This window comes from Chromobacterium sp. ATCC 53434, assembly GCF_002848345.1.
Lineage (GTDB): Bacteria > Pseudomonadota > Gammaproteobacteria > Burkholderiales > Chromobacteriaceae > Chromobacterium.
The window spans coordinates 1959740-1984271 of the sequence record NZ_CP025429.1 but is presented as its reverse complement, the minus strand read 5'-3'; the positions used below and the strand labels follow the sequence as shown (position 1 = coordinate 1984271).

Below are 24532 nucleotides of genomic sequence, written 5' to 3'. Positions count from 1 at the left end.
ATTCCAGAATTACATGCCGCCCAATACGCGCAGGGCGTTGCCGACCGCCAGCACGGCGATCAGGCTGTCAATGCGGTCATAGACGCCGCCATGGCCCGGCAGCAGGCGGCTGCTGTCCTTGATGCCGGCCGAGCGCTTGAACCAGGACTCCAGCAAGTCGCCGCAGACGCTGACGGCGGTCATCGGCAGGGCCAGCAGCAACAGCGCCCACAGCGGCAGCCTGATGTCCAGCCAGCCGAAATGATCGACCAGCGCCACGTACAGCGCCACGCAGACCACGGCGCCGTAGACGCCCTCCCAGCTCTTGCCCGGACTGATGGCCGGCGCCAGCTTGCGGCGGCCAAAGGCCTTGCCGGAAAAATAGGCGGCCACGTCGGCCACCCAGACCAGGCCCATCACGGCCAGCAGCGCCAGCGCGTCATGCGCCGTCGCCTGCGGACGCCATTCGACGAAGGCGAACCAGGCCGGCAGCATCAGCGCCCAGCCCAGCGCCCAGGCCAGCGGACCGCTCGGAATGCGCCAGCGCTTGAACAGCCAGGCCGGCACCAGCAGCAGCCACAAGGCCAGCACCGCGCCGTGCGCGGCCGCGTTCATATGCCAGTGACCCTGCCAGGCCGCGGCGGCGAACAAGGTGGACAAGCCAAGATAAGCCGCCTGTTGCGGCAGGCGCATGCCGACCATGCGGGAATATTCCCACAGGGCCAGCACGACGATCAGCCAGGAAAAGCCCGCCCAGGCCTCGGCGGGAAACAGGAACAGCGCCGCCAGCATCAGCGGCAGCAGCACCAGCGCGGTCAAAATTCGCGTTATCAGCATCGATCAGGGCTTGTCGCGGCGCAGATGTTCCGGCAATTGCTCGCTGGTGCGACCAAAGCGCCGTTCACGTTGCCAGTATGAGGAAAGGGCCTGCTCGAGCGCGGCGCGGTCGAAATCCGGCCACAGCAGATCGGTGAAATACAGTTCGGAATAGGCCAGCTGCCACAGCAGGAAGTTGCTGATGCGCTGCTCGCCGCCGGTGCGGATGAACAAATCCGGCTCGGGCGCCCACGACATGGCCAGTTTCTCGGTCAGCTCGGCCTCGGTGACCCGCTCCTTGCCCTCGGCGATCAGCTCGTTGACCGCGTTGACGATGTCCCAGCGGCCGCCGTAATCGGCGGCGATGGTCAGCACCAGGCCGTCGTTGCCGGCCGTCTTGGCCTCGGCGCGGGCGATGCGGTCGGACAGCTCCTCGCTGAAACGCTCGCGCGAGCCCAACACCTGCAGACGGATATTATTGCTGTGCAGCTTGCTGACCTCGTGCTCCAACGCGCGCAGGAACAAGTCCATCAGGAAGCTCACCTCTTCTTGAGGCCGCCTCCAGTTTTCGGTGGAAAAGGCGAACAGCGTCAGATAGCCGACGCCCATCTCCTTGCACGCGGTCACCACCTCGCGCACCGCGTCCAGCCCGCGCTTGTGGCCGGCGACCCGGGGCAGGAAGCGTTTCTTGGCCCAACGGCCGTTGCCATCCATGATGATGGCGATATGCCGGGGAGGCTCGCGCCCCTCCGGCGTCTGCGTAATAGAACCGGCAAACAAGATGCGCGCCCCTCGATTACACTGCGAGCAGGTCGGCTTCTTTGGCGGCCAGCGCCTTGTCGATTTCTGCGGTGTACTTGTCGGTCAGCTTCTGGATGTCGTCCTGGCCGCGGCGCTCGTCGTCCTCGGTGATGGCCTTGTCCTTCAGCAGATTCTTGAATTCGGTATTGGAGTCGCGGCGGATATTGCGCACGGCCACGCGGGCGCCTTCGGCCTCGCTGCGCACCACCTTGATCAGGTCGCGGCGGCGCTCTTCGGTCAGCATCGGCATCGGCACGCGAATGATCTCGCCCATCGACGCCGGATTCAGACCCAGGTCGGAATCGCGGATGGCCTTCTCGATCTTCGCCATCATCGGCTTTTCCCACGGCTGCACGCCTATGGTGCGGGCGTCTATCAGGGTCACGTTGGCAACCTGATTGACCGGCACGTCGCTGCCGTAATAATCAACCATGACATGATCCAGAATGCCGGTGTGGGCGCGGCCGGTACGGACCTTGGCCAGATCGTTCTTGAACGCATCCAGCGATTTCTGCATTTTTTGTTCGGCCGATTTCTTGACGTCGTTAATCATGTCGCACTCCCAAAGCGAAACTTCAAATGACAAGGCGAAAACGGCGATTGCCGTTTTCGCCTTCAGCAATTTTCAAACTCAGCAGTGTACCAGCGTGCCTTCGTCTTCGCCAAGCACGACGCGGCGCAGCGCGCCGTTCTTGAAGATGCTGAACACCTTGATATTCAGGTGCTGATCGCGGCACAGCGCGAAGGCGGTGGCGTCCATCACCTTCAGATTGCGCGAGATGGCCTCGTCGAAAGTCACGCTCTGGTAGCGAACCGCGTCCGGGTTCTTTTTCGGATCGTCGGTGTACACGCCGTCGACCTTGGTGGCCTTCAGCATGATGTCGACATTCATTTCCATGCCGCGCAGCGCGGCGGCGGTGTCGGTGGTGAAGAAGGGGTTGCCGGTACCGGCGGCAAAGATCACCACCTTGCCCTCCTCCAGGTACTGCATCGCCTTGCCGCGCACATAGGGCTCGGCGATCTGCTGCATCGTCAGTGCCGACTGCACGCGGGCAATCAGGCCGGCCTTGGTCATCGCGTCCTTCAGCGCCAGCGCGTTCATCACCGTCGCCATCATGCCCATGTAGTCCGCGGTGGCCCGGTCCATGCCCGCCGCCGCCGGCGCCACGCCGCGGAAGATGTTGCCGCCGCCGATCACGATACCGACCTCCACGCCCAGTTCGACCACTTCCTTGATCTGGCCGACGATCTGCTCGATGATGGTGCGGTTGATGCCATAGCTGTCATCCCCCATCAGGGCTTCGCCGGAAAGTTTCAACAGAATGCGTTTGTAGGCGGGAACTTGGCTCATGATGTCCTCGGATTGGCTGTGGTGTTTTCAGTTTGCAAAACGGCACCCTGCAGGCAGGGTGCCGTCGATAAGGCGGTAAGGACTAGCCTTACAGCTTGGCAGCAGCGGCGACTTCTGCTGCGTAATCTACTACTTTCTTCTCAATGCCTTCGCCGACTACGAACATGGCGAACGCCTTGACGGAAGCCTTTTGCTCGGCAAGCAGCTTCTCGACGGTCTGATCCGGGTTCTTGACGAAAGGCTGGCCCAGCAGGGTCACTTCGGCCAGATACTTGGTCACGCGGCCTTCAACCATCTTGGCGACGATGTCGGCCGGCTTGCCGGATTCGGCGGCCTGGGCGGAGTAGATCTTGCGTTCCTGCTCCAGCGTTTCCGCCGGAACCTGATCCTTGGACACGCAGATCGGCTTGGAGGCGGCGATGTGCATGGCCACGTCCTTGCCCACTTGCTCGGCGCCGGCGTAGTCGACGATCACGCCGATCTTCGCGCCGTGCAGATAGGTGGCGATCGCGCCCTCGGTCTGGTAGCGCACGAAGCGGCGGATGGTCATGTTCTCGCCCAGCTTGGCGATGGCGGCCTTGCGGATGTCTTCGACGGTCTGGCCATCGACTTCAACCGCGGACAGCGCTTCGACGTCGGCCGGATTGGCGATCACGGCAGCCTTGGCTGCTGCTGCGGCCAGGGCCAGGAAGGTCGGATCCTTGGCGACGAAGTCGGTTTCGCAGTTCACTTCCACCAGGGCGCCAACACCGGCTTCCACGTGGGAACCGATGATGCCTTCGGCGGCCAGGCGGCCAGCCATCTTGGAAGCCTTGTTGCCGGACTTGATACGCAGGATTTCTTCAGCCTTGGCCGCGTCGCCTTCGGCTTCGACCAGGGCCTTCTTGCATTCCATCATGCCCAGGCCGGTGGCCACGCGCAGATCCGAAACCATTTTTGCGGTGATTTCCGCCATACTTCACTCCTAAAAATATGAGATTACGTAATCGATCGGGTCCAAAAAAAGGGGCTTACGCCCCTTTGGTCTGCTTACTCGGCCTGGGCCGTTTCAGCAGCTGCGACGATCTCTTGCAGCGAGTGCGCGCGGCCTTCCAGCACCGCGTCGGCGATGCCGCGAGCGTACAGGCGGATCGCGCGGGAGGAGTCGTCGTTACCCGGCACTACGTAATCGATGCCATCCGGGGAGTTGTTGGTGTCAACAACGCCGATGACCGGGATGCCCAGCTTCTTGGCTTCAACAACGGTACCCTTCTGGTAGCCGGTGTCGATAACGAAGATGGCGTCCGGCAGGCCCTTCATATCCTTGATGCCGCCCAGCGAGCGCTCGAGCTTCTCGACTTCGCGCTGCAGGTCCAGCAATTCCTTCTTGTTGTAACCGGTTTCGCCGGCGGATTCCAGGATGGCGCGCTTCTCTTCAAGACGCTTGATCGACTGCTTCACGGTCTTGTAGTTGGTCAGCATGCCGCCCAGCCAGCGGTGGTCAACAAACGGCATGCCGCAACGGGCAGCTTCTTCACGGACGATCTCACGCGCCTGGCGCTTGGTGCCCACAAACATCACGGAACCCTTGTTGCCGGCCAGACGACGCACATATTCCTGGGCCTCTACGAACAGCGGCAGGGTCTTTTCCAGGTTGATGATGTGGATCTTGTTGCGGCTGCCGAAGATGTACTTGGCCATCTTCGGGTTCCAGAAGCGGGTTTGGTGGCCGAAGTGAACGCCGGCCTCAAGCATTTGACGCATGGTAACGTTGGTGGACATGCAAAAACTCCTAAAAGGGTTAAGCCTCCATCCGCGCAGACAACCCGACGGGAAACAGATTCGCCGCGAGCACCCTTTGGCGCGGATGTGCGTAGTTTGGTTTACATTCCCCACCCGGATGGCGGGGAACACGAGATTGTAGCACCCGAAAGCCCCGCCGCTCAAGCCTGGCCATCGTTTTCGCGCTCGGCGCGGCGACGGCGCAGCCGATTGCGTGCCGTCCACGCGACAAACCAGGTCGGCAACACGCCCAACAACAGAAAAACGGCGGCGCCCGCCGCCACGCTGCGCTGCCCGACGGACAGCATCAACACGGTGTACAGCCAGGCCATCAGCACAATGATTCGCGTCATATTTAAAACATTTGTTTGAATTTTGAAACGAGACCATCAACAATAGAAGGCATTGTAACCCGGCCGCGCCCGCCCCATGCACACCGCCCTCACCCGCCTGTTCGGCATCGAACGTCCGCTGCTCTGCCCCGGCATGAGCTATATCGCCACGCCGGAACTGGTGGCCGCCGTCGGCAACGCCGGCGGACTCGGCATCCTCGCCACCGGCCCGCTGAGCGCCGAGGCCACCCGCGCGGCCATCCGCCGCATCCGCGAGCTGAGCGACAAGCCTTTCGGCGTCGGTTGCACGCTGATGATGCCCGGCGCCGCCGACAATGTCAGAGTCGCGCTGGAGGAAAAGGTGCCGGTGATCAATTACTCGCTGGGCAAGGGCGACTGGATCGCCGAGGCGGCGCACCGCTACGGCGGCAAGGTGCTGGCCACGGTGACGATGGAAAAACACGCGATTTCGGCCGAGAAGTGCGGCGCAGACGCGCTGCTGGTGACCGGCCACGAGGCGGCGGCCCACGGCGGCAGCGTCACCTCGCTGGTGCTGATTCCGGCGATCCGCAAGGTGTCGACGCTGCCCATCGTCGCCGCGGGCGGCTTCGCCGGCGGCGACGGCCTGATCGCGGCGCTGGCGCTGGGCGCCGACGCGGTGGCGATGGGCTCGCGGCTGGCGATGACGCAGGAAAGCCCGGTGCACGCCGCCACCAAAGACATGGTGCTGCAGCGCGGCGTCGCCGACACGCTGTACTCGAAGAATTTCGACGGCCTGTGGTGCCGGATGATGGACACGCCGACGGCGCGGCGCGCCTGCCGCAAGCCGCTGGGCCTGATCCCGGCCGCCTTCCGCGCCAGCAGGATGGCCGGCAGAATGGGCATGCCGGTGATCAAGGTCGCCATCGGCGGCATGATCAGCCAGCCGCAGGCGCTGCGGCAGCTGGCGCTGTTCGGCGCCGCCACCGAATCCATCCGGCTGGCGATACAGGAAGGCGACCATCAAAAAGGCGTGCAGCTGATCGGCCAGGCCCAGGGCCTGATCGACGACGTGCCGACAGTGGCGGCGCTATTCGAGCGCGTCATCGCCGAGGCCGAGCGCTGCCGCGCGCGACTGGCCGACTCAGCGCGGTGACGGTTCCTCCACCACCGCCATCGTCTCGCCGCGGCGCTCGACGCTGAAACGGATCAGCACCGCGATGGCGACGGCGACGATGCCGGCCACCATGGCCATCGCCATGCCGTAGTCGCCGCCGTTGCCCTTGGCGATGTGCGCCTGCAGCGGGCTGTTGACCGAGGCCAGCAGATTGCCCAGCTGGTAGATCAGACCCGGAAAGGTCGCGCGCACCGCCATCGGCGAGATTTCGTTCAGATGGACCGGAATCACGCCCCAGGCGCCCTGCACGGCGATCTGCATCAGAAAGGCGCCGGCGGCCAGCATCAGCGGCGTGCTGGAGAAGGCCCACAGCGGCAGCACCGGCAGCGCGATCAACGCCGCCAGCGTGATCGCGTTGCGGCGGCCTATCTTTTCAGACAGCGCGCCGAAGGACAGGCCGCCGACGATGGCGCCGACGTTCAGGCAGATGCCTATCATCTGCACCGTGTGCGGATCGAACTTGTGCTGGACCCGCAAAAAGGTCGGGTACATGTCCTGGGTGCCGTGCGAGAAGAAGTTGAAGCAGGTCATCAGCACGATGGCGTACAGCGACAGCCGCCACTGCGCGGCGATGGCCTGCAACAGCCCCGGCTTGTCGCGATGGCGCGCCGCCTCCCAGGTCGGGCTTTCCGGCACATTGCGGCGGATGTACAGCGTCAGCAGCGCCGGCAGCAGGCTCAGCATGAACATGCCGCGCCAGCCTATATGCTCGAACAACTGGCCGAAAGCCAGCGTCGCCAGCAGATAACCGCTGGGATAGCCGGCCTGCAGCAGGCCGGAGACGAAGCCGCGCGACGCTTTCGGGATGGTCTCCATCGTCAGCGAGGAGCCGACGCCCCACTCGCCGCCCATCGCCACGCCGAACAGCGTGCGCAGCACCAGCAGCACCATCAGATTGGGCGCGAAGGCCGACGAGAAGCCCAGCACCGAATACAGCACGATATTGCCCATCAGCACCGGCCGGCGGCCGAACCGGTCGGCCAGGCGGCCGAAAATCAGCGCACCGACCGGCCGCGCCGCCAGCGTCAGCATCGTGGCCCAGCTGACCGCCTCGATATCGGTGCCGAACTCGCGCGCGATGTCCTTCAGCACGAAGACCATCAGGAAAAAATCGAACGCATCCAGCGTCCAGCCCAGATAGCAGGCCAGCACCGTCCGCTTTTGCTCCTTCGTCCAAGCCATCGCCTTCTCCTCTGCGATAATTGTTTTTCGATCGCGTCTTATTCAGGATAAGTGAATTCACGAGGCGCCGGCCGGGAATACAGAATTCGCAACAATTTGCCAGCCGTCATCGAACGGATGGACTATCGTAGACGCCGGCGTGGAAATCCCGCTCCAGCCGGCGGTACTCGCCGCTGGCGCGCAGCCGCGCCAGACCCTGGTTGAAACGGGCCAGCAGCGCTTCCGCGCCGGGCTGGCGGCGGCTGATCATCAGGCAGTAGTCGAAACGGGAGAAGGCGTGGGGCTCGGCGACGATGGCGGCCCGCTCGGTCGCGCTGAAATGCCGGCGTAGCTCGCTCAGGCCGACCGCGCGGACAATGGGAAAGAAGTCTATCCGCCCCAGCAACAGCTGGTGCATGCCGGACTGCACATCCTTGGTGACGTAATGGTGAATGCGGCCGGCATCCACCGCCTGTTGCCAGACGCCCAGCCGCGAGCCGTTCGGCGTGGCCATGCCCAGGCCGTAGAAGTCCTCGATCCGCTCCGCCTTCATCGGCCGCGACGCCAGATGGAACGCCACCTCCTCGTCCGACACCACCGGATCGCTGAACAGCGCGAACTGTCGCCGCTCGGGCGTGACCGACCACACCACCGAACCGGCGATCTCGCCGCCGCGCACCATCGCCTCGGCCCGGGCCCACGGATAAAAGCGGTAGACCACCTGAACGCCAGCCAAGCGAAACGCCTCGCTGACGATGTGCGAGGCGAAGCCGCGCCGCGGCAGCCGCTCGGACAGATACGGCGCCCACTCGCCGTTGGCCAGCTCGATCCGGGCCGGCGGCGGCTCGGCCGCGACGGCCCGGCAGGCCAAGCCCAAGCAAACCATCCCCAGCCAGAAACCGCGCATGCCACCCTCCGCCCATCGGCCGTCCCTCCAGACTAGCCCGCGGCGGCGCGCCCCGCCAGCGCGGCGGACTCAGCGACGCAGGCGGATCAGCCGCTGATTGTCGGAGCCGCGCCAGGGCTTGCTCGTCGGCAGCTCGCGGCGGTAGCGCCCGTCCACCAATACGTCGACGAAGCGCAGGACGTCGAGCTCGGCCACCTCCTCGTGCCGATAGCCGGTCCACAGCCAGATGTCCTTGTCCGGATAGCGCGCCCGGAACAGCCGGCACAACTCCCCCACCGCCTCCCGATTGGCCGGGTGCAGCGGATCGCCGCCGGACAGGCTCAAGCCGTCGTGCGTCGCGCAAAGATCCAGCAAGCGCTCGCGCACCTCGTCCGTGAACGGCCGGCCGGCCTTGCGGTCCCAGGTCGACGGATTGTGGCAGCCCGGGCAGGCGTGCTGGCAGCCGGTGACGAACAGCGTCACCCTCACTCCCTCGCCATTGAGCAGATCGCAAACGTAGTAGCGCTCGTAGTTCATCGCCGGCTCAATGCTCACCGCCGTAATGCTTGACCCGGCGCATCACTTCCTTCTGCTTGCCGGCGTTGAACGGCCGCGCGTTGGGGCTGCCGAGATAGCCGCACACCCGCCGCGTCACCGACAGCGAGGCGCTGTCGCGGTTGCCGCATTGCGGGCAGCAAAAACCGTCGGCGTCGGCCGTCGCCTCGCCCATGAAGCCGCAGGCGCCGCAGGAGTCGACCGGCGTGTTGCTGCCGAAATAAGGCACCCGCTGCAGCGCATAGTCCCAGATCGTCTCCAGCGCCTTCAGGTTGTGCCGCATATTGGGCAGTTCGACATAGCTGATGTGGCCGCCGCTGGCCAGTTCGGCGTAGCCGGCCTCGAAATCGATCTTCTCGAACGGATTGGCCTTGCGGAACACGTCCAGATGGAAGGAGTTGGTGTAATAACCCTTGTCCGTCACCTCGGCGACGACGCCGAAGCGTTCGCGGTCCAGCTTGCAGAAGCGATGGCACAAGGATTCGCTGGGCGTCGAGTACAAGGAGAAGCCCAGGCCGGTCTCCCGCCGCCAGACCGCCGCGGCCTCGGCCATCCGCGCCACCACCCGGTGCAGGAAGTCCTGCGCCGCCGCGCTGTCCGCCGGATGAGCGCCGAACAGCAGCACGCCGACCTCGTGCAGGCCGATGTAGCCGACGGAGATCGAGGCCCGGCCGCCGTCGAACAAGCTCATGATGTCGTCGTCAGGATCCAGCCGCGCGCCGAAGGCGCCCTCGGTATACAGAATCGGCGCGACATTGGCCTTGACGCCGCGCAGCCGCTCCACCCTCAGCATCAGCGCGCGAAAACACAGCTCCAGCCGGGACGCCAGCAGGCGCCAGAACGCCTGCTGGTCGCCGGCGGCCTCGATGGCGATGCGCGGCAGGTTCAGGCTGACCACGCCCAGATTGTTGCGGCCGTCCATCACCTCCCGCCCGTCCTGGTCGCGCCAGACCGGCAGGAAGCTGCGGCAACCCATCGGCGACACCGGCACCGCCGAGCCGGTGATGCGGCGATTGAGCTCGGCCGAGATGATGTCCGGATACATGCGCTTGGACGCGCACTCCAGCGCCAGTTGCTTGATGTCGTAATTGGGATCGCCCGGACGCAGATTGACGCCGGCGTCGATGAACATCACCAGCTTGGGAAAAACCGGCGTGATGCCCTCCTTGCCCAGGCCCTTGATTCTCACTTTCAAGATGGCCTGCTGGATGATGCGCTCCTGCCAGGCCGTGCCCATGCCGAAGGAGAAGGTGACGAAGGGCTGCTGGCCGTTGGAGCTGAACAGCGTGTTGATCTCGTACTCGCAGGCCTGGATGCCGTCGTAGCACTCCTTTTCCGTCCGCTCCCTGGCGTAGCGCTCCGGCTCGGCGATGCCGTGCCGCGCCGCCACGTCCAGGTTCTTGCGATAGCTTTTCAGCACATAGGGCGCCAAGGTCTGGTCGATATTGGGTATCGTGGTGCCGCCGTACTGATGGCTGGCCACCTGGGCGATGATCTGCGCGGTGACGGCGCAGGCCACCCCTATCGACCTGGGACTCTCGATCTGCGCGTTGCCCAGGCGGAAGCCCTGCTCCAGCATGCCTTTCAGATCCACCAGGCAGCAATTGGTGAACGGCAGGAACGGCGAATAGTCCAGATCGTGGAAATGGATGTCGCCGCCGTCGTGCGCGGCGAGGATGTCCTTGGGCAGGAAATTGCCGGCAAACTGCTTGGACACGATGCCGGCCATCAGGTCGCGCATCACCGGAAACACATTGGCGTCCTTGTTGGCGTTCTCGGTGGCGGCCTCCCGGTCGGTCTTGTGCACCAGGCCCATCAGCTTGGCATGCAGCTCGGAGCCGCGGGCGCGGACATTGTCGCGGTCGTGGCGATACTCGATGTAGACCCGCGCCACTTCCGGATAGCGCTGCATCAGCGCGTCCTCCACCCGCTTCTGGATGGTCGGGATGTCCAGCCGGCCGTCGCGGGCCAGTTCGCGACACTCGCGCTCCAGCTGGACGGCGATTTCCAATGCCAGCCCGGCCGACTCCACATGCCCGGCCGCCATGGCCGCCCGCTGGCAGGCGCTGGCAATCTTGCCGATATCGAATCCCACTACCGCGCCATCGCGCTTGCTCACTTGCAGCATCGCCTGGTTCTCTCCCGACTTCCGGCCGCTCCCGGCCACATAGCACACGCCCGCGCCAAGCGGGCCCCGAAACGTCGATACTGTAGGCGATTTACTCCGCTGGCGGGCCGGTTTTTCTTCAAAATATGGTCACCAAACTTGAGTGTGATCAATATATTGTGTTTGTCGTCTAAAAGTGAGGCAGCGGCGGCAAGGATTGCAATCGTCATCGAATTGCGATCAAATGGCATGTCATCAGACTTTGGGAAAACCGCCGATGGGACGCCTGCTCCGCCGCGCAAAAGACGCCAACACCGAACACGTTCAAGGCCACGGGGGCCGCCTGCTGCGTTACAGCTCCACCCAGCTGCGGGTTCAGCCATCGCCCGACGAGATGCGCGACTATCAGCAGGCGCGGGACGCGCGACTGGAAGACGCCAGCGCGCCGATGGCGCTGCAGGCCGGCCGCCGGGCGCTGGAGCGATTGGGATACAAGCAGGTCGATGTCGACGCCGACTACGGCCTGATCCGCGCGGAAAAAGACGAGGTGCTGGTCAGCGAGGGGCGCCAGATGCTGCGCGGGCTGTTGAGATGGAAGCTCCCGCTGCCGGGCAGGCCGGATCACCAGACCACCGAAGTGCTGCTGACGCTGAAGCCCGGCGAGCAGCCCCGGCAGATGCTGCTCAGGGCGAACATCCGCCAGATCGTCTGGGACAGCAACGGCAACTCGCGCACGCTGCTGTGCAGTGACCCGGCCGTCTATCGCCAGTTGTTCGAGCAGCTGAACGACGCGCTCGCCAAACCGAACTAGCGCGCAAAACAAAAGCCCCGCTTTCGCGGGGCTTGCTTCAGACCGGACCAGGTCCGATCAGATGTTTTCCACCTTGGCCATCTTGCGGCGCTCGTGCTCTTGCAGGTAGCGCTTGCGGATGCGGATGGACTTCGGCGTGATTTCCACCAGCTCGTCGTCGTCGATGAACTCCACGGCGGATTCCAGCGTCAGCTTGATCGGCGTGGTCAGGCGAACCGCTTCGTCGGTGCCGGAGGCGCGGACGTTGGTCAGCTGCTTGCCCTTGACCGGGTTCACCACCAGGTCGTTGTCGCGGCTGTGAATGCCGATGATCATGCCTTCGTACAGCTTGTCGCCCGGGGACACGAACATGCGGCCGCGGTCTTCCAGCTTCCACAGCGCGTAGGCGACGGCTTCGCCGTTTTCCTGCGAGATCAGCACGCCGTTGTGACGGCCCGGCAGATCCGGCTTCACCGGCGCGTAGTCGTCGAACACGTGGCTCATCAGGCCGGTGCCGCGGGTCATGGTCATGAAGTCGGACTGGAAGCCGATCAGACCGCGCGCCGGAATATGGTATTCCAGGCGGGTGCGGCCCATGCCGTCCGATTCCATATTGGTCAGCTCGCCGCGACGGCGGCCGATTTCTTCCATCACGCCGCCCTGGTGGTCGTCTTCCAGGTCGATGGTCAGGTTTTCGTACGGCTCGCACTTCTGGCCGTTGATTTCCTTGAACACGACGCGCGGCTTGGCCACGGCCATTTCAAAGCCTTCGCGGCGCATGCTTTCCAGCAGGATGGTCAGGTGCAGCTCGCCGCGGCCCGACACGCGGAACACATCGGCGTCGCCGGTGTCTTCGACGCGCAGCGCGACGTTGGTCAGCAGTTCCTTGTTCAGGCGGTCGCGGATCTGACGGCTGGTGACGAACTTGCCCTCGGTGCCGGCCAGCGGCGAGGTGTTCACCATGAAGTCCATCGTCAGCGTCGGCTCGTCCACGGACAGCACCGGCAGACCGACCGGCTGCTCCTTGTCGCAGATGGTCACGCCGATGCCGATATCCTCGATGCCGGAGATGATCACGATGTCGCCGGCTTCCGCTTCCGGCACTTCCACGCGCTCCAGGCCCTTGAAGCCCAGCACCTGGTTGATGCGGCCGCTGGCCACCTGCTCTTCGTGGTTCATCACCACCACCTGCTGACCGGACTTGATGCGGCCGTTCAGGATGCGGCCCAGGCCCAGACGACCGGTGTAGGTCGAGTAGTCCAGCGCGGAGATCTGCAGCTGCAGCGGCGCTTCGGCATCGCCGGCCGGCGTCGGCACGTGTTTCAGCACGGTCTCGAACAGCGGACGCATGTCGTTGGATTCTTCTTCCAGCTCATGCTTGGCGAAGCCGGACAGGCCGGATGCATAGATGATCGGGAAGTCCAGTTGCTCGTCGGTGGCGCCCAGCTTGTCGAACAGGTCGAAGGTCTGGTCCACCACCCAGTCCGGACGCGAGCCCGGACGGTCGATCTTGTTGATCACCACGATAGGACGCAGGCCGAGGGCCAGCGCCTTCTTGGTGACGAAACGGGTCTGGGGCATCGGGCCTTCGACCGCGTCCACCAGCAGAACCACGCCGTCCACCATGCCCAGCACGCGCTCCACTTCGCCGCCGAAGTCGGCGTGTCCCGGGGTGTCGACGATGTTGATGTGCACGCCTTCGTAGTTGATGGCGGTGTTCTTGGCGAGAATGGTGATGCCGCGCTCTTTTTCAAGATCGTTGCTGTCCATTACGCGTTCGTCGACCTGCTGGTTTTCGCGGAAGGTGCCGCTTTGCTTCAGCAGTTGGTCGACCAGGGTGGTCTTGCCATGGTCGACGTGGGCGATGATGGCGATGTTGCGGATTTGTCGGGTCATGTGTTTAGCGTGTTTCGGCTGGAATTCTGAAAACAGAAAAATCGAAAGATTATAGCATGCTAGCCAATCATCAAGAAAATTTCGGTAAAAACAGATGACAGTCCCATAGTTTTTTCGTGAACGCGCGCCGAATTCGTCTCCGCCGGCGTTTGGCGCTACACTGCCGGCCATCCGGCAACACGAGGACACAGAACATGTATGACTGGAACGCCCTGTGGCACCAGCGCGAAGCCTGCCGCGCCGGCTTCGACGCCAGCCACCACGACGCCAACGAGCTGGCCGACGCGCTGCGGGCCAGGCTGATCCATCCCGCCGCCGCCATTGGCGAAGTGGCGGTATACGAGGACGCCGAGCGCTACCTGCTGGCCGGCCACGCCGACGGCCTGCAATTGCTGGAAGTGATGAAGCACGGCCTGTTCGACATCACGCTGCGCTTCGTCAGCGAGGACGAGGGCCAGGACGTGCCGCTGCCCTATGTCGAAATCCACGTCGACAACCTGGCCACCGAGGAGCAGGCGGTATGGCGCGGCGAAGCGCGGCTGGACGACGACGGCCATATCTGGATAGGCAAGCGCACGCTGGACGAAGACGTGCTGCCGGCCCTGCCCTTCGACGAGCTGTCGTTCACCGACCAGGCCGAATTCCGCGAGGCTCTGGCCCAGGTCTGGCATGAGGATCTGCCGCAATTGCGGCCGCTGATCGAGGCCTGGTTCCATCACGGCGACGCCGACATCGGCAGCGAGGAGCCGGCCGCCCACTACGGCGATTCGACGCGCGTGCAGCAGATCTGCGACCGCTACGCCGAAATCGTCCGCCGCGAGCAGGCCGTCCTGTCGCGGCTGTTCAGCGACGACGAGCTCAGACTGATCGCCGGCGTCATCGGCAGCGTGGAGTTCGACAGCGCCGCCTCCTGCCGCGGCGTGTGGCTGGCGGTGGAGGCCCGCATCATCGAAGACGAGCTGGACCAGCGCCACCAGGTCGACGGCGAAGCGCTGCTGGCCAGGATGAAGGGGCTGAGCTACGCGCAGGAAGTGGCGCTGATCGAGGCGCTGTCGCCGCTGTCGGAATAAGCCCCGACTAGCCCGCCTGCGGCGCGAACATCGTCAGCGCCACCTTGCCCAGGTTGCGGTTCTCCGCCACGTACTGGTGGGCGTCCCCCACCTGGGTCCACGGGAAGCTGCAATCGACGATCGCGCGCAGTCGCCCGGCCTCGACGGCCGGCACGATGCGCTCGCGCAGCGCCGCCGCCAGCCTGGCCTTGGTCGCCAGCGGCTGCGGCCTCAGCGTCGAGCCTATCAGGCTGATCCGCTTCATCAGCAGGCGGCCGAAGTCCAGCTCGGCCCGGCTGCCGCCCAACAGGCCGATGTTGATCAGCCGTCCGTCCGGATTCAGGGCCTGCAGATTTTCGGCCAGATACGCCGCGCCCACCGGGTCCAGCACCACGTCGGCGCCGCCCCAGTCCTTCAGCAGCGCGCCGAAAGCCGGCGTCTCGCGATAATTGAATGCCCGCTCCGCGCCCAGCTCGCGGCAGAAAGCCAGCTTCTCCTCGCCGCCGGCGCTGGCGAAGGCCCGCGCGCCCAAGAGGCCGGCCAGCTGGATGGCCGCCGCGCCGACGCCGCTGGCGCCGGCATGGATCAGCACCGCCTCGCCGGCCCGGATCCCGGCCTTCTCCACCAGATTGAACCAGGCCGTCATCCAGGCCTCGGGCAGGCTGGCCGCCATCAGCCACGACCACTCGTCCGGCTTGGCGATGGCCAACGCCTCGTCCAGCAGCGCGTACTCGGCGTAGCCGCCGCCCTCCACCAGGCCGAACACCGCGTCGCCGGGCCGGAACGCCGACTCGCCGGCCACGTCCTCCACCCAGCCGGCCACTTCCAGCCCCAGCAGCGGACTGGCGCCCGGCGGCGGCGGGTAGCGTCCCTCGCGCTGCATCAGGTCGGCGCGGTTGACGCCGGCCGCCATCACGCGCACCAGCAGCTTGCCCGGTGTCGCGCGCGGCCGTTCCCATTCGCCGATCTCCATCGTCTCGACGCCGCCCGGCGTCCGCTGCACCACCGCCAGCATCTTTTCCATACGTCCATCTCCTCGTTTGATATCGGACAAATGCGGACGGATGCCCCGGCCGCAAGCCCCGCACGGAAATAATCCTCATTGAAAAACGCCGCCATGAGCTGGATCAAGCAAGGCGCGCGCGCTTTGATTACAATCCCTCGTCATGAGCGAGAACTGTTTCCATTGCGGCTTGCCGGTCCCGCCCGGCGTCCGCTTCCCCATCCATTACCGCCAGCGCGAAGAGGCGGCCTGCTGCGCCGGCTGCCAGGCGGTGGCGGCCACCATTATCGACGCCGGCCTGTCAGACTACTATCAGCACCGCACCGAGGGCGCCGCCCGCGCCGACGCCTTGCCGCAGGCGCTGCTGGAGCAGATCCGCCTGTACGACTCCGAGGAGCTGCAGCAAAGCTTCGTCCACCGCGCCGACGGCCAGGCGCGCGAAGCCGCGCTGATGCTGGAAGGCATCAGCTGCGCCGCCTGCATCTGGCTCAACGAGCAGCAGTTGCGCCGGCTGCCCGGCGTGCTCAGCGTGGACATCAACTACAGCACCCAGCGCGCGCGCGTGCGCTGGGACAACGAGCGCGTCCGCCTGTCCGCCATCCTGGAGGCCGTCGCCGCCATCGGCTACCGCGCCTACCCCTACGACGCCGAGCGCCAGGAAAGGCTGCTGCAGAAAGAGCGCAAGCAGGCGTTGACCCGGCTGTGGGTGGCCGGCCTGTCGATGATGCAGGTGATGATGTACGCGGTGCCGGTCTATCTGGCGCCCGACGGCGACATCGCGCCCGACATGCTGTGGCTGCTGCACTGGGCCGGCCTGATCTTGACGCTGCCGGTGCTGCTGTACTCGGCGCTGCCCTTCTATCGCAACACCTGGCGCGACCTGAAAACCGGCCGCGTCGGCATGGACACGCCGGTCGCCATCGGCATCGTCACCGCCTTCGGCGCCAGCTTCTGGGCGCTGATCAACCAGTACGAGCACGGCATCTATTTCGATTCGGTGTCGATGTTCGTGTTTCTGCTGCTGGGCGGCCGCTATCTGGAAGGCATCGCCCGCCGCAAGGCCGGCGCCGCCAGCGAAAGCCTGGTCAAGCTGGTGCCGGCCTTCGCCCACAAGCTCGACGGCTGGCCCGACAGCCGCGACAGCCGCGAAGCCATCGTCGCCAGCCTGAGCGCCGGCGACGTGATCCTGCTGAAGCCCGGCGAAACCGTTCCCGCCGACGGCGTCGTGCTGGACGGCGCCAGCGCCGGCGACGAGTCGCTGCTGACCGGCGAGAGCCGGCCGGTGCCGAAACGCGTCGGCGACGCGCTGATCGCCGGCAGCGTCAACACCGCCAGCCCGCTGGTGATGCGGGTGGAGCGCGCGGGCCAGGCCACGCGGCTGGCCGGCATCGTCCGGCTGCTGGACCAGGCGCTGGCGGAGAAGCCGAGGCTGGCCCGGCTGGCCGACCGTTTCGCCAGCTGGTTCGTCGCGCTGCTGCTCGCCGCCGCCGCCGCCAGCTACCTGGCCTGGCACTTCATAGACCCGGACCGCGCGCTGTGGATCATGGTGGCGGTGCTGGTGATTTCCTGCCCCTGCGCGCTGTCGCTGGCCACGCCGGCGGCGCTGACCGCCGCCTCGGGCCGCCTGGCCTCGCTGGGCGTGCTGACCGCCCGCGGCCACGCGCTGGAAACGCTGGCGCGCGCCACCGACGCGGTCTTCGACAAGACCGGCACGCTGACCGACGGCCGGATGCGGCTCCTGGACATCCGCGGCGAGCTGGAGCGCGAAACGGCGCTGGCGATAGCCGCCGCGCTGGAGCAGGGCTCGGAGCACCCGCTGGCGCGGGCCATCTCCGACGCCGCGGCCGGCCTGAACCTGCCGCCGGCCGAATCCCCGACCAACCAGCCTGGCCATGGCGTCGCCGCCACCATAGACGGCCGCGAGTGGCGACTGGGATCGGCGCCCTTCGTCTCCGCCTGGCTGGGCCGCCCGCAACAGGACGACGCCGACTGGCATCCAGGCAGCAGCCAGGTGCTGCTGGCCGACGCCGACGGCGTGCGGGCGCGCTTCGCCATCGGCGACGCCGGCCGCGACGACGCCATCGAGCTGGTGGACCGGCTGCGCGCTCAGGGCCTGACGGTGCGCCTGCTCAGCGGCGACGGCGAGCAGGCCGTCGCCACGCTGGCCAAGCGGCTGGGCATCGCGCACTGGCGCGCCCGCGCGATGCCGGAAGACAAGCTGGAGTTCGTCCATGCGCTGCAGGCCGACGGCCGGCGCGTGCTGATGATAGGCGACGGCGTCAACGACGCGCCGGTGCTGGCGCGGGCCGACGTCTCCATCGCGATGGGCGGCGGCACCGACCTGGCCCGCGCCAACGGCGACATGGTGCTGATAGGCGAGCGGCTGGGCCCGGTCGGCGACGCCGTCGACGTCAGCCGCCGCGCGCTGGCCGTCATTCGCCAGAATCTGTGGTGGGCGGCGGGATATAATATCGTGGCGCTGCCGCTGGCGATAAGCGGCCACGTCACGCCGTGGCTGGCCAGCCTGGGCATGGCGCTCAGCTCGCTGCTGGTGGCGGGCAACGCGCTGCGCCTGACCAAACGGGACCGTTGATGGAAAGCCTATACCTGCTCATACCGCTCAGCCTGGCGCTGGCCTTCGTCATCGGCGCCATATTCTGGTGGGCCACCCGCTCCGGTCAGTTCGACGATATGGAGGGCCCGGCCCACCGCATCCTGATGGACGACGACACGCCGGGACAGGAGGCGCCGCGCAGGGAGCCGCCCGAATAGCAACACGCTGACCATCCCCTTGCGGCAGCGGCCGTTTTCCGCCGGATGCCGGGCGCGGAAAACGGTCGCGGCGGGCGCCGAGCCATCTTGCGGCGGAAAAAATCTTCATCCTATAACTAAGCCACGTGTCACTCATCCGGCGATCGGCGATGCACCTGCGCACCTTCCTGCTCACCCTCCCACTATGCCTGCTGCTGCCCCTGGCTTTCGCCGCCGCCCAGGCCTCGTCCACGCTGGTCTTCCTCAGCGGCTGCGTCAGCAGCGTGCTGGCGGTGCTGCTGCATCAATGGCTGCGCCAGCGCTTTCTGCTCGGCCCGATGCTGGCGGTGGAAGGCCTGCTGGACGAATTGCTGAACGAGCCCATCCATCTGGGCACGCCGCTGTCACCGTTGCAGACCGACCATCCGCTGCACGGCGTCATCGCCAAGATCAACCAGCTGCTGGACCGCGCCGACGTCTCCTTCCGCGACGTCGCCAGCACCTCGGCGAGGCTGATGCCGATGGCCCAGGAGCTGACCGACACCTACAGCACCATGCTGCAGAAAAGCCTGCTGCAGGCCAATCACGGCAAGGTGCTGCTGGAGGCGATAGACACGATGATGGAACAGGCGCAGCGGCTGCGCGCCAGCCTGGAGGAGATCACCCAGGCCACCGGCGACGCCAACGCCGACATGCGGCAAAGCCGCCTGACCACACTGGAAGTGATAGACGGCGTCACCGAGGTGGCGCAGCTGCTGGAGAGATCGGCGCAGGAGGTCGGCACGCTGCAACAGGCCTCCGGCCAAGTCGGCAGCATTCTTGGGACCATACAAGACATCGCCGACCAGACCAATCTCTTGGCCTTGAACGCGGCGATAGAGGCGGCGCGCGCCGGCGAAATGGGCCGCGGCTTCGCCGTGGTGGCCGACGAGGTCCGCAAACTGGCCCATCACACGCAGGAGGCCACCCGCCACATCCAGGGCATCATGCAACAGGTGCAGCAGGGCACCGCCAAGGTGGCCGAGGCGATGCAGGCCTCGCACCGCCGCGCCGACGCCGCCGCCGCCCACGCCGGCAGCTCCCGCGAACAACTGGACAAGGTCACCGCCTCCATCGGCAATATCGATCACGCCTCGCAAGCCATAGGCCAGGCGGTGATGGAGCAGAACGGCTCGGTCCAGGCCTCCAAATCGTCCGGTGACATCCTGATCCAGCTGAACCAGGACGCGCTGGACTCCAGCCGCATCCTGTCGGTGTCGCCTGACGATCTGCGCAAGCTGGCCAAGAAGCTCAGCCAGGGCCTGGAAGCGTTCGACACCGGCGACGCGATGCAGAACGACCGCCGACGCGGCACCGCCCGCAGCCAGGAGTTGGCGCTGAACGCCGCCAAGGGCGGCGATGCCGGCGGCGGCGTCGAATTGTTTTGAATCGGAAGCGTTTGTCGGCAAACGACAAATTGACAAATTATCGTCCGCTTATATAATCGCCCTCTTTTTCCCGACGGTGCCCGCCAGCGCGCCATCCGCCTTGCCCGCCGTCGGACACTAAGGGCGTCCGTGAATACCATCCAAGCACTCGCCGGCATGCTGCTGCTGGTCGGCGTGGCCTATATCTGCTCCACCAACCGCCGCGCCGTCAACTGGCGCACCGCGCTGACCGGCCTGGCCATCCAGAGCGGCCTGTTCCTGCTGATCAATTTCGTCCCCGCCATCCATCACGGCGTCGACGCCTTCGGCGCCGGCTTCGCCAAGGTGCTGAGCTTCGCCGGCGACGGCGCGCGCTTCATTTTCGGCGACCTGGCCCATCCCGGCGGCAAGCTCGGCTTCCTGTTCGCCTTCACCGTCTTGCCGGTGATCATCTTCTTCTCCGCCTTCAGCGCCCTGCTCTACCATTTCGGCATCCTGCAGCGGGTGGTGGCCGGCCTGGCGTGGGCAATGCGCCGCAGCATGCGCATCTCCGGTCCGGAGAGCGTGGTGGCGGCGGCCAATATCTTCCTCGGCCAGACCGAGGCGCCGCTGCTGGCCCGCCCATACATCCGCCACATGACGCGATCCGAGCTCGCCTGCATCATGATCGCCGGCATGTCCACGCTGTCCGGCGGCGTGCTGGCGGCCTACGTCGCCTTCCTCGGCGGCAACGACATGGCCGAACAGGCGCGTTTCGCCACCTATCTGCTGACCGCCTCGTGCATGAACGCCGCCGGCGCCGTGGTGTTCTGCAAGATCGTGTTCCCGGAAACCGAACCGGACGCGATGTCGTGCAGCAAGCTGGTCGCCGGCGCCGAAAAGAGCGAGGGCAATTTCGTCAGCGCCGTGGTGAGCGGCGCGCTGGACGGCATGAAGATGGCGGCCGCCGTCGCCACCATCCTGCTGGCCATCGTGGCGCTGATCGCGCTGGCCAATTATCTGCTCAGGGACGGCCTGGGGGGTTTGCTGGGCGTCAACGACGCCATCCACGCCTCCACCGGCGGCCTGTTCGACGGACTGACGCTGCAGTATTTGGCCGGCCAGGCCTTCCGCGTGTTCGCCTTCCTGATGGGCGTGGGCTGGCATGAGACGCTGAGCGTCGGCAGCCTGCTGGGCCAGAAGATCGTGCTGAACGAGTTCATCGCCTACCTCGACCTCGCCAAGATGAAGGCCTCCGGCGCGCTGTCGGCGCCGACGGTGATGATCTCCACCTTCGCGCTGGCCAGCTTTTCCAATCTGTCGTCGGTGGGCATCTGCGTCGCCGGCATCGGCGCGCTGGCGCCGGAGCGGCGCGACGAGCTGGCGGCCATCGGCATGCGCGCCTTGCTGGCCTCGGTGCTGACCGGCTTCATGACCGCCTCCTGCGCCGGCCTGTGGATGTCGGTGTTCTGAGAACCTGTGCACGATCTTTTTTCAAGCAGCGCAGCCCAGCCAGGCGGCCAGATGCAAGGCGGAGGGGGCAGGCCTTGGTCATTCCAAGGCCCAGCCCGACAACGCCGCAGATGGCCTCCTGGCTGGGCTGCCCTTCGGGGCCGCTTTCTGCCGGCGCATGGCTTTGAATGACACTGCGGCAGGCCGTTTTCCGCGCCCTGCATCCAGCAGAGGGGGCCGCTGCCGGAAAAAGATCGCGGACAGGTTCCGACACCCTGACAGAGGGGCGTGAATCGGCTAGCATGCGGTCCACGTCCCTTTCGATGATCCGCCAACGTGAAATCCGACTTTTCCTTCTTCGCCAGCCGGCGCTTCCTGCCGCTGTTCGGCACCCAGTTCCTCGGCGCCTTCAACGACAATATGTTGAAAACCGCCATCGTGGTGCTGATCAGCTTCCACGGGCTCTCCGCCGCCGGCCTGCCGCCGCAACAGCTGGTCAACCTGGCCGCCGGCATCTTCATCCTGCCGTTCTTCCTGTTTTCCGCCAGCGCCGGCAAGCTGTCCGAACGCTACGACAAGGCGCGGGTGGCGCGGCTGATCAAGCTGGCCGAGATCGCCATCATGCTGCTGGCCGGCGCCGGCTTCCTGACGCACTCCGCCGCGCTGCTGCTGGCCGCGCTGTTCCTGATGGGCACCCATTCAGCCTTCTTCGGCCCGATGAAGTATTCGGTGCTGCCGCAATACCTGAAGCCGCACGAATTGGTCGGCGGCACCGGCTTGATCGAGATGGGCACCTTTCTCGCCATCCTGCTGGGCCAGCTGCTAGGCAGCGTGCTGACCCACAGCGGCGCGGCGCTGATCGTCGGCGCGCTGCTCGTCACCTCCGTGCTGGGCCTGTTCAGCAGCATGGCGATGCCTTCGGTGCCGCCGGGCGCGCCGCATCTGAAGCTGTCGTGGAACTTCCTCGGCGACTCGGTGCGGCTGATCCGCGAGGCCTGGCGCATCGATGACGTCCGCTGCGCCATCATCGGCATTTCCTGGTTCTGGCTGATGGGCGCGATCTACACCACCCAGCTGCCCACCTTCACCCGCCTGCACCTCGGCGGCGACGCCGACGTCTACACCCTGCTGCTGGCGCTGTTCTCGATAGGCATAGGCGCCGGCTCCATGGCCTGCGCCAAATTGTCGCGCGGCAAACTTCAGCTGGGCATCGTGCTGGTCGGCAGCGCCGGCATGACGCTGTTCGGCGGCGATCTGGCGCTGAGCGCGATACCGTCCTATCACGGCCCGCTGGCCACGCTGGCCGAATACCTGGGCCGCGCCGGCAGCTGGCGCGCCATCGTCGACGTGACCCTGCTCGGCTTCTTCGGCGGCTTCTTCACCGTGCCGCTGTACACCTGGCTGCAGACCGGCAGCCCGGACGAGTTCCGCTCGCAGGCCGTCGCCGCCAACAACATCATCAACGGCTTCTACATGGTGGCGGCCGCCATCGGCAGCGCCCTGATGCTGAAATGGTACGACAGCATTTCGATGCTGCTGCTGGCCGCGGCGCTGCTGAACGTGCTGGCCACCGCCCACCTCGCCTGGTGCGCGCCGGCGATCTGGCGGCAGCGCTTCGACTGGCTGCGGGCGCTGCGGAACTGACCCACGCCGCCGTCGAAAAAAAACCGTCCCCGACCGGGACGGTTTTTTCATGCGGCCTGCGTCGCCGACGCTAGGCCAGCAAGGCGTCCAGATCGCTCTTGTGCCACTTGGACAGCAGGTTTCGGTCGGCCCCGTGCTTGATCAACGCCGCCACCATTTCGCGATTGCCGTATTTGACCGCGTTGTCCAGCATCGTGTCGCCACGATTCACATGCTCGAACGGCGCGTTCACCGCCGCCCAGCCGCGAGACAGGAACTGGTCCAGGATATAAACGCTGGCGCCGGACTCGCTCAGCGCGTAGTTCAGCTCATGGTAGAAACCGGCCGGCGCGTGGGAAAAGTCCTTGGCCTCGAACTGCCAGTTGCCCAGCAAATAGGCCACCACCTCGTCCTTTCCCTTGTTGATGGCATGCCACATCGCCGTCACCGCGTCGCCCCGGTTTGAAACCAGGTCCGACAAGGCCGGCAGGTTCACCGAGTCCACCGCCTCCTTCAACAGCATCGGGCGCAGCGGGTGCTTGGCGTAATCGGTCGTCGCCATCAGCCGCGGAATATGGAACTCGGCCTGGAAGACGCTGTTCAGCACCCGGTCCAGCGCCGGCCCCGACTGCGTGGCTTGATCGAACACATAGGCCTTGAAAGCCTCGTCCTGGCTATTGCGCATGAACTCGATCAGGTGCAGGGCCACCGCGGCCTTCATGTCGCGATAGCAGAACAAGGGCGCGTTCTGCCGGTACTTCCCCTCGTGAATCCAGCGGCCCGACTCCCGCCCCATCTGCGCAAAGCGCCCGACGAAATCCTGATGTTCGGCCTCGCGTCCGCCGGGCACCCTATTGAAAAAATGGTCGGTCAGGGTCAGGTAGCCATTGCGGCACGCCGGCAGCGCGTCGGAGACAACGTAGGCGTTCGCGCCGAAATCCATCGTGCTGTGCTTGTGGTTCAACGGCTTGTCGTTCTTGTCCCGCCCTGAGAACTCCACGCCGAAGAATACGAAATCATGATTGCTCAACAGGGCCTTGTCGTCGGCGAAGGTGTTGCCGCCAGAAGACCGGGCCTGTCGGGACAGCAAATGATTGGACGCGATCGTCGCCTTCTCGCCATCGTCCAGCGCCGCGTTGGACTGATGGCGAAAATGCCAGGCGCCGGCCATGATATGTTGCTTCAAGGCCTGCTCGGCGGAATCCAGCGCGCCCAGCCTGGCCGCTACCGCGTCCAGATTGCGCCGGGACAGGCCGTCCAGCCGCTTCAAGGCGCTGAAGCCGTATTGCTCCCGCTTTTCCAGCGCGTCGCCGGTGGCCTCGAACAGCTTGCCGTTCGCGAACATCAGGCCATAGGACTGCGCCGCCACGGCCTTGCGCAAGAAAGCGCCGATTTTGCCGGCGGCCGCGGCCTCCCCGTCCCGGCCGGCCGCCGCATGCGGCAACGGCGCCCGGCTGACGCCGCTCAGACGGCTTCCCATCTCGGTCGGGTCGCCGGAGCAGGCTTCTGCCGGGTTCGGGTTTGTGAAAGACGGGGAATGGGTTTCTACTCGCATCGGGCCTCAGCTCCAAGATCAGGTGAGCGTGCATTTTTATTAAATGCCCGGTCCGTCGCTTGCAAAAACCACCCACCCGGGCCCGCCTGAACGCGGGCCGCCAACGGCGGTCGGCGCCGCCCT

The 24532-nt window shown here is 65.8% G+C and carries 21 protein-coding genes and 1 pseudogene; 8 read left to right on the top strand and 14 right to left on the bottom strand.

Annotated features, from left to right (window positions below):
- Window positions 1-9: 9 nt before the first annotated feature.
- From CXB49_RS08940 to CXB49_RS08910, 7 genes are all read right to left on the bottom strand, one after another.
- Complete coding sequence (locus CXB49_RS08940) at window positions 10-816, bottom strand: phosphatidate cytidylyltransferase (protein ID WP_101708078.1); 807 nt, start codon at window positions 814-816, stop codon at window positions 10-12.
- A gap of 3 nt (window positions 817-819) precedes the next feature.
- Window positions 820-1560, bottom strand: a complete 741-nt coding sequence (locus CXB49_RS08935) for an isoprenyl transferase (RefSeq protein WP_369826574.1) — start codon at window positions 1558-1560, stop codon at window positions 820-822.
- A gap of 31 nt (window positions 1561-1591) precedes the next feature.
- Window positions 1592-2149, bottom strand: a complete 558-nt coding sequence (frr, locus tag CXB49_RS08930) for a ribosome recycling factor (RefSeq protein WP_101708076.1) — start codon at window positions 2147-2149, stop codon at window positions 1592-1594.
- A 78-nt stretch (window positions 2150-2227) separates the two neighbouring features.
- On the bottom strand, window positions 2228-2947 hold the full coding sequence (gene pyrH, locus CXB49_RS08925) for a UMP kinase (protein ID WP_101708075.1): 720 nt from the start codon (window positions 2945-2947) through the stop codon (window positions 2228-2230).
- Window positions 2948-3035: 88 nt separating this feature from the next.
- Window positions 3036-3902 carry a translation elongation factor Ts gene (gene tsf, locus CXB49_RS08920; RefSeq protein ID WP_101708074.1) on the bottom strand — a complete coding sequence of 289 codons (867 nt, stop codon included), beginning with the start codon at window positions 3900-3902 and terminating at the stop codon, window positions 3036-3038.
- Window positions 3903-3976: 74 nt separating this feature from the next.
- The gene (rpsB, locus tag CXB49_RS08915; RefSeq protein WP_101708073.1) at window positions 3977-4708 is read right to left on the bottom strand and encodes a 30S ribosomal protein S2; all 732 of its coding nucleotides are present in this window, start codon (window positions 4706-4708) and stop codon (window positions 3977-3979) included.
- A gap of 161 nt (window positions 4709-4869) precedes the next feature.
- Window positions 4870-5061, bottom strand: a complete 192-nt coding sequence (locus CXB49_RS08910; RefSeq protein ID WP_101708072.1) for a hypothetical protein — start codon at window positions 5059-5061, stop codon at window positions 4870-4872.
- A gap of 76 nt (window positions 5062-5137) precedes the next feature.
- On the opposite strand from CXB49_RS08910, the gene CXB49_RS08905 reads away from it, so the two are divergent.
- Window positions 5138-6175 (top strand): nitronate monooxygenase family protein, encoded by a 1038-nt coding sequence (locus CXB49_RS08905; protein ID WP_101708071.1) that lies wholly within the window; start codon window positions 5138-5140, stop codon window positions 6173-6175.
- On the opposite strand, the gene CXB49_RS08900 is transcribed toward CXB49_RS08905, so the two are convergent.
- The 4 genes from CXB49_RS08900 to nrdD form a co-directional block, all read right to left on the bottom strand.
- Window positions 6164-7378: an MFS transporter gene (locus tag CXB49_RS08900; RefSeq protein ID WP_101708070.1), complete on the bottom strand. Its 1215-nt coding sequence runs from the start codon at window positions 7376-7378 to the stop codon at window positions 6164-6166. The genes CXB49_RS08905 and CXB49_RS08900 overlap by 12 nt on opposite strands.
- A gap of 106 nt (window positions 7379-7484) precedes the next feature.
- Window positions 7485-8264 carry an ABC transporter substrate-binding protein gene (locus CXB49_RS08895; RefSeq protein WP_101708069.1) on the bottom strand — a complete coding sequence of 260 codons (780 nt, stop codon included), beginning with the start codon at window positions 8262-8264 and terminating at the stop codon, window positions 7485-7487.
- A gap of 69 nt (window positions 8265-8333) precedes the next feature.
- Window positions 8334-8798 (bottom strand): anaerobic ribonucleoside-triphosphate reductase activating protein, encoded by a 465-nt coding sequence (gene nrdG / locus CXB49_RS08890; RefSeq protein WP_233493002.1) that lies wholly within the window; start codon window positions 8796-8798, stop codon window positions 8334-8336.
- On the bottom strand, window positions 8788-10926 hold the full coding sequence (gene nrdD / locus CXB49_RS08885) for an anaerobic ribonucleoside-triphosphate reductase (protein WP_101708067.1): 2139 nt from the start codon (window positions 10924-10926) through the stop codon (window positions 8788-8790). The genes nrdG and nrdD overlap by 11 nt, the downstream gene beginning before the upstream one ends.
- Window positions 10927-11182: 256 nt before the next feature.
- Between nrdD and CXB49_RS08880 the strand changes: the two genes are divergently transcribed.
- The gene (locus tag CXB49_RS08880; protein WP_101708066.1) at window positions 11183-11716 is read left to right on the top strand and encodes a hypothetical protein; all 534 of its coding nucleotides are present in this window, start codon (window positions 11183-11185) and stop codon (window positions 11714-11716) included.
- A gap of 57 nt (window positions 11717-11773) precedes the next feature.
- On the opposite strand, the gene typA is transcribed toward CXB49_RS08880, so the two are convergent.
- Complete coding sequence (gene typA / locus CXB49_RS08875; protein WP_101708065.1) at window positions 11774-13591, bottom strand: translational GTPase TypA; 1818 nt, start codon at window positions 13589-13591, stop codon at window positions 11774-11776.
- Window positions 13592-13785: 194 nt separating this feature from the next.
- Here typA and CXB49_RS08870 point away from each other — a divergent pair, with 194 nt between their 5' ends.
- Window positions 13786-14661: a hypothetical protein gene (locus tag CXB49_RS08870; protein WP_101708064.1), complete on the top strand. Its 876-nt coding sequence runs from the start codon at window positions 13786-13788 to the stop codon at window positions 14659-14661.
- A gap of 7 nt (window positions 14662-14668) precedes the next feature.
- Here the strand turns inward: CXB49_RS08870 and CXB49_RS08865 are convergent, their stop codons facing one another.
- Window positions 14669-15664, bottom strand: coding sequence for an NAD(P)H-quinone oxidoreductase (locus CXB49_RS08865; RefSeq protein ID WP_101708063.1), 996 nt, complete (start codon window positions 15662-15664; stop codon window positions 14669-14671).
- Between the two features lie 142 nt (window positions 15665-15806).
- Here CXB49_RS08865 and CXB49_RS08860 point away from each other — a divergent pair, with 142 nt between their 5' ends.
- The 5 genes and pseudogenes from CXB49_RS08860 to CXB49_RS08840 all read left to right on the top strand — a co-directional run bounded on the left by CXB49_RS08860 (window position 15807) and on the right by CXB49_RS08840 (window position 22875).
- The gene (locus CXB49_RS08860; protein WP_101708062.1) at window positions 15807-18236 is read left to right on the top strand and encodes a heavy metal translocating P-type ATPase; all 2430 of its coding nucleotides are present in this window, start codon (window positions 15807-15809) and stop codon (window positions 18234-18236) included.
- Window positions 18236-18415: a cbb3-type cytochrome oxidase assembly protein CcoS gene (ccoS, locus tag CXB49_RS08855; protein WP_101708061.1), complete on the top strand. Its 180-nt coding sequence runs from the start codon at window positions 18236-18238 to the stop codon at window positions 18413-18415. Before CXB49_RS08860 ends, ccoS begins: the two co-directional genes overlap by 1 nt.
- 797 nt (window positions 18416-19212) lie before the next feature.
- A pseudogene (locus CXB49_RS24420) lies at window positions 19213-19821 on the top strand (methyl-accepting chemotaxis protein); the annotation flags it as partial.
- 129 nt (window positions 19822-19950) lie between these two features.
- Window positions 19951-21252: a NupC/NupG family nucleoside CNT transporter gene (locus CXB49_RS08845; RefSeq protein WP_101708059.1), complete on the top strand. Its 1302-nt coding sequence runs from the start codon at window positions 19951-19953 to the stop codon at window positions 21250-21252.
- Between the two features lie 315 nt (window positions 21253-21567).
- Window positions 21568-22875, top strand: coding sequence for an MFS transporter (locus CXB49_RS08840; protein ID WP_101708058.1), 1308 nt, complete (start codon window positions 21568-21570; stop codon window positions 22873-22875).
- 70 nt (window positions 22876-22945) lie between these two features.
- Here the strand turns inward: CXB49_RS08840 and CXB49_RS08835 are convergent, their stop codons facing one another.
- Window positions 22946-24409 (bottom strand): T3SS effector OspC family protein, encoded by a 1464-nt coding sequence (locus CXB49_RS08835; RefSeq protein WP_101708057.1) that lies wholly within the window; start codon window positions 24407-24409, stop codon window positions 22946-22948.
- Window positions 24410-24532 lie beyond the last annotated feature (123 nt).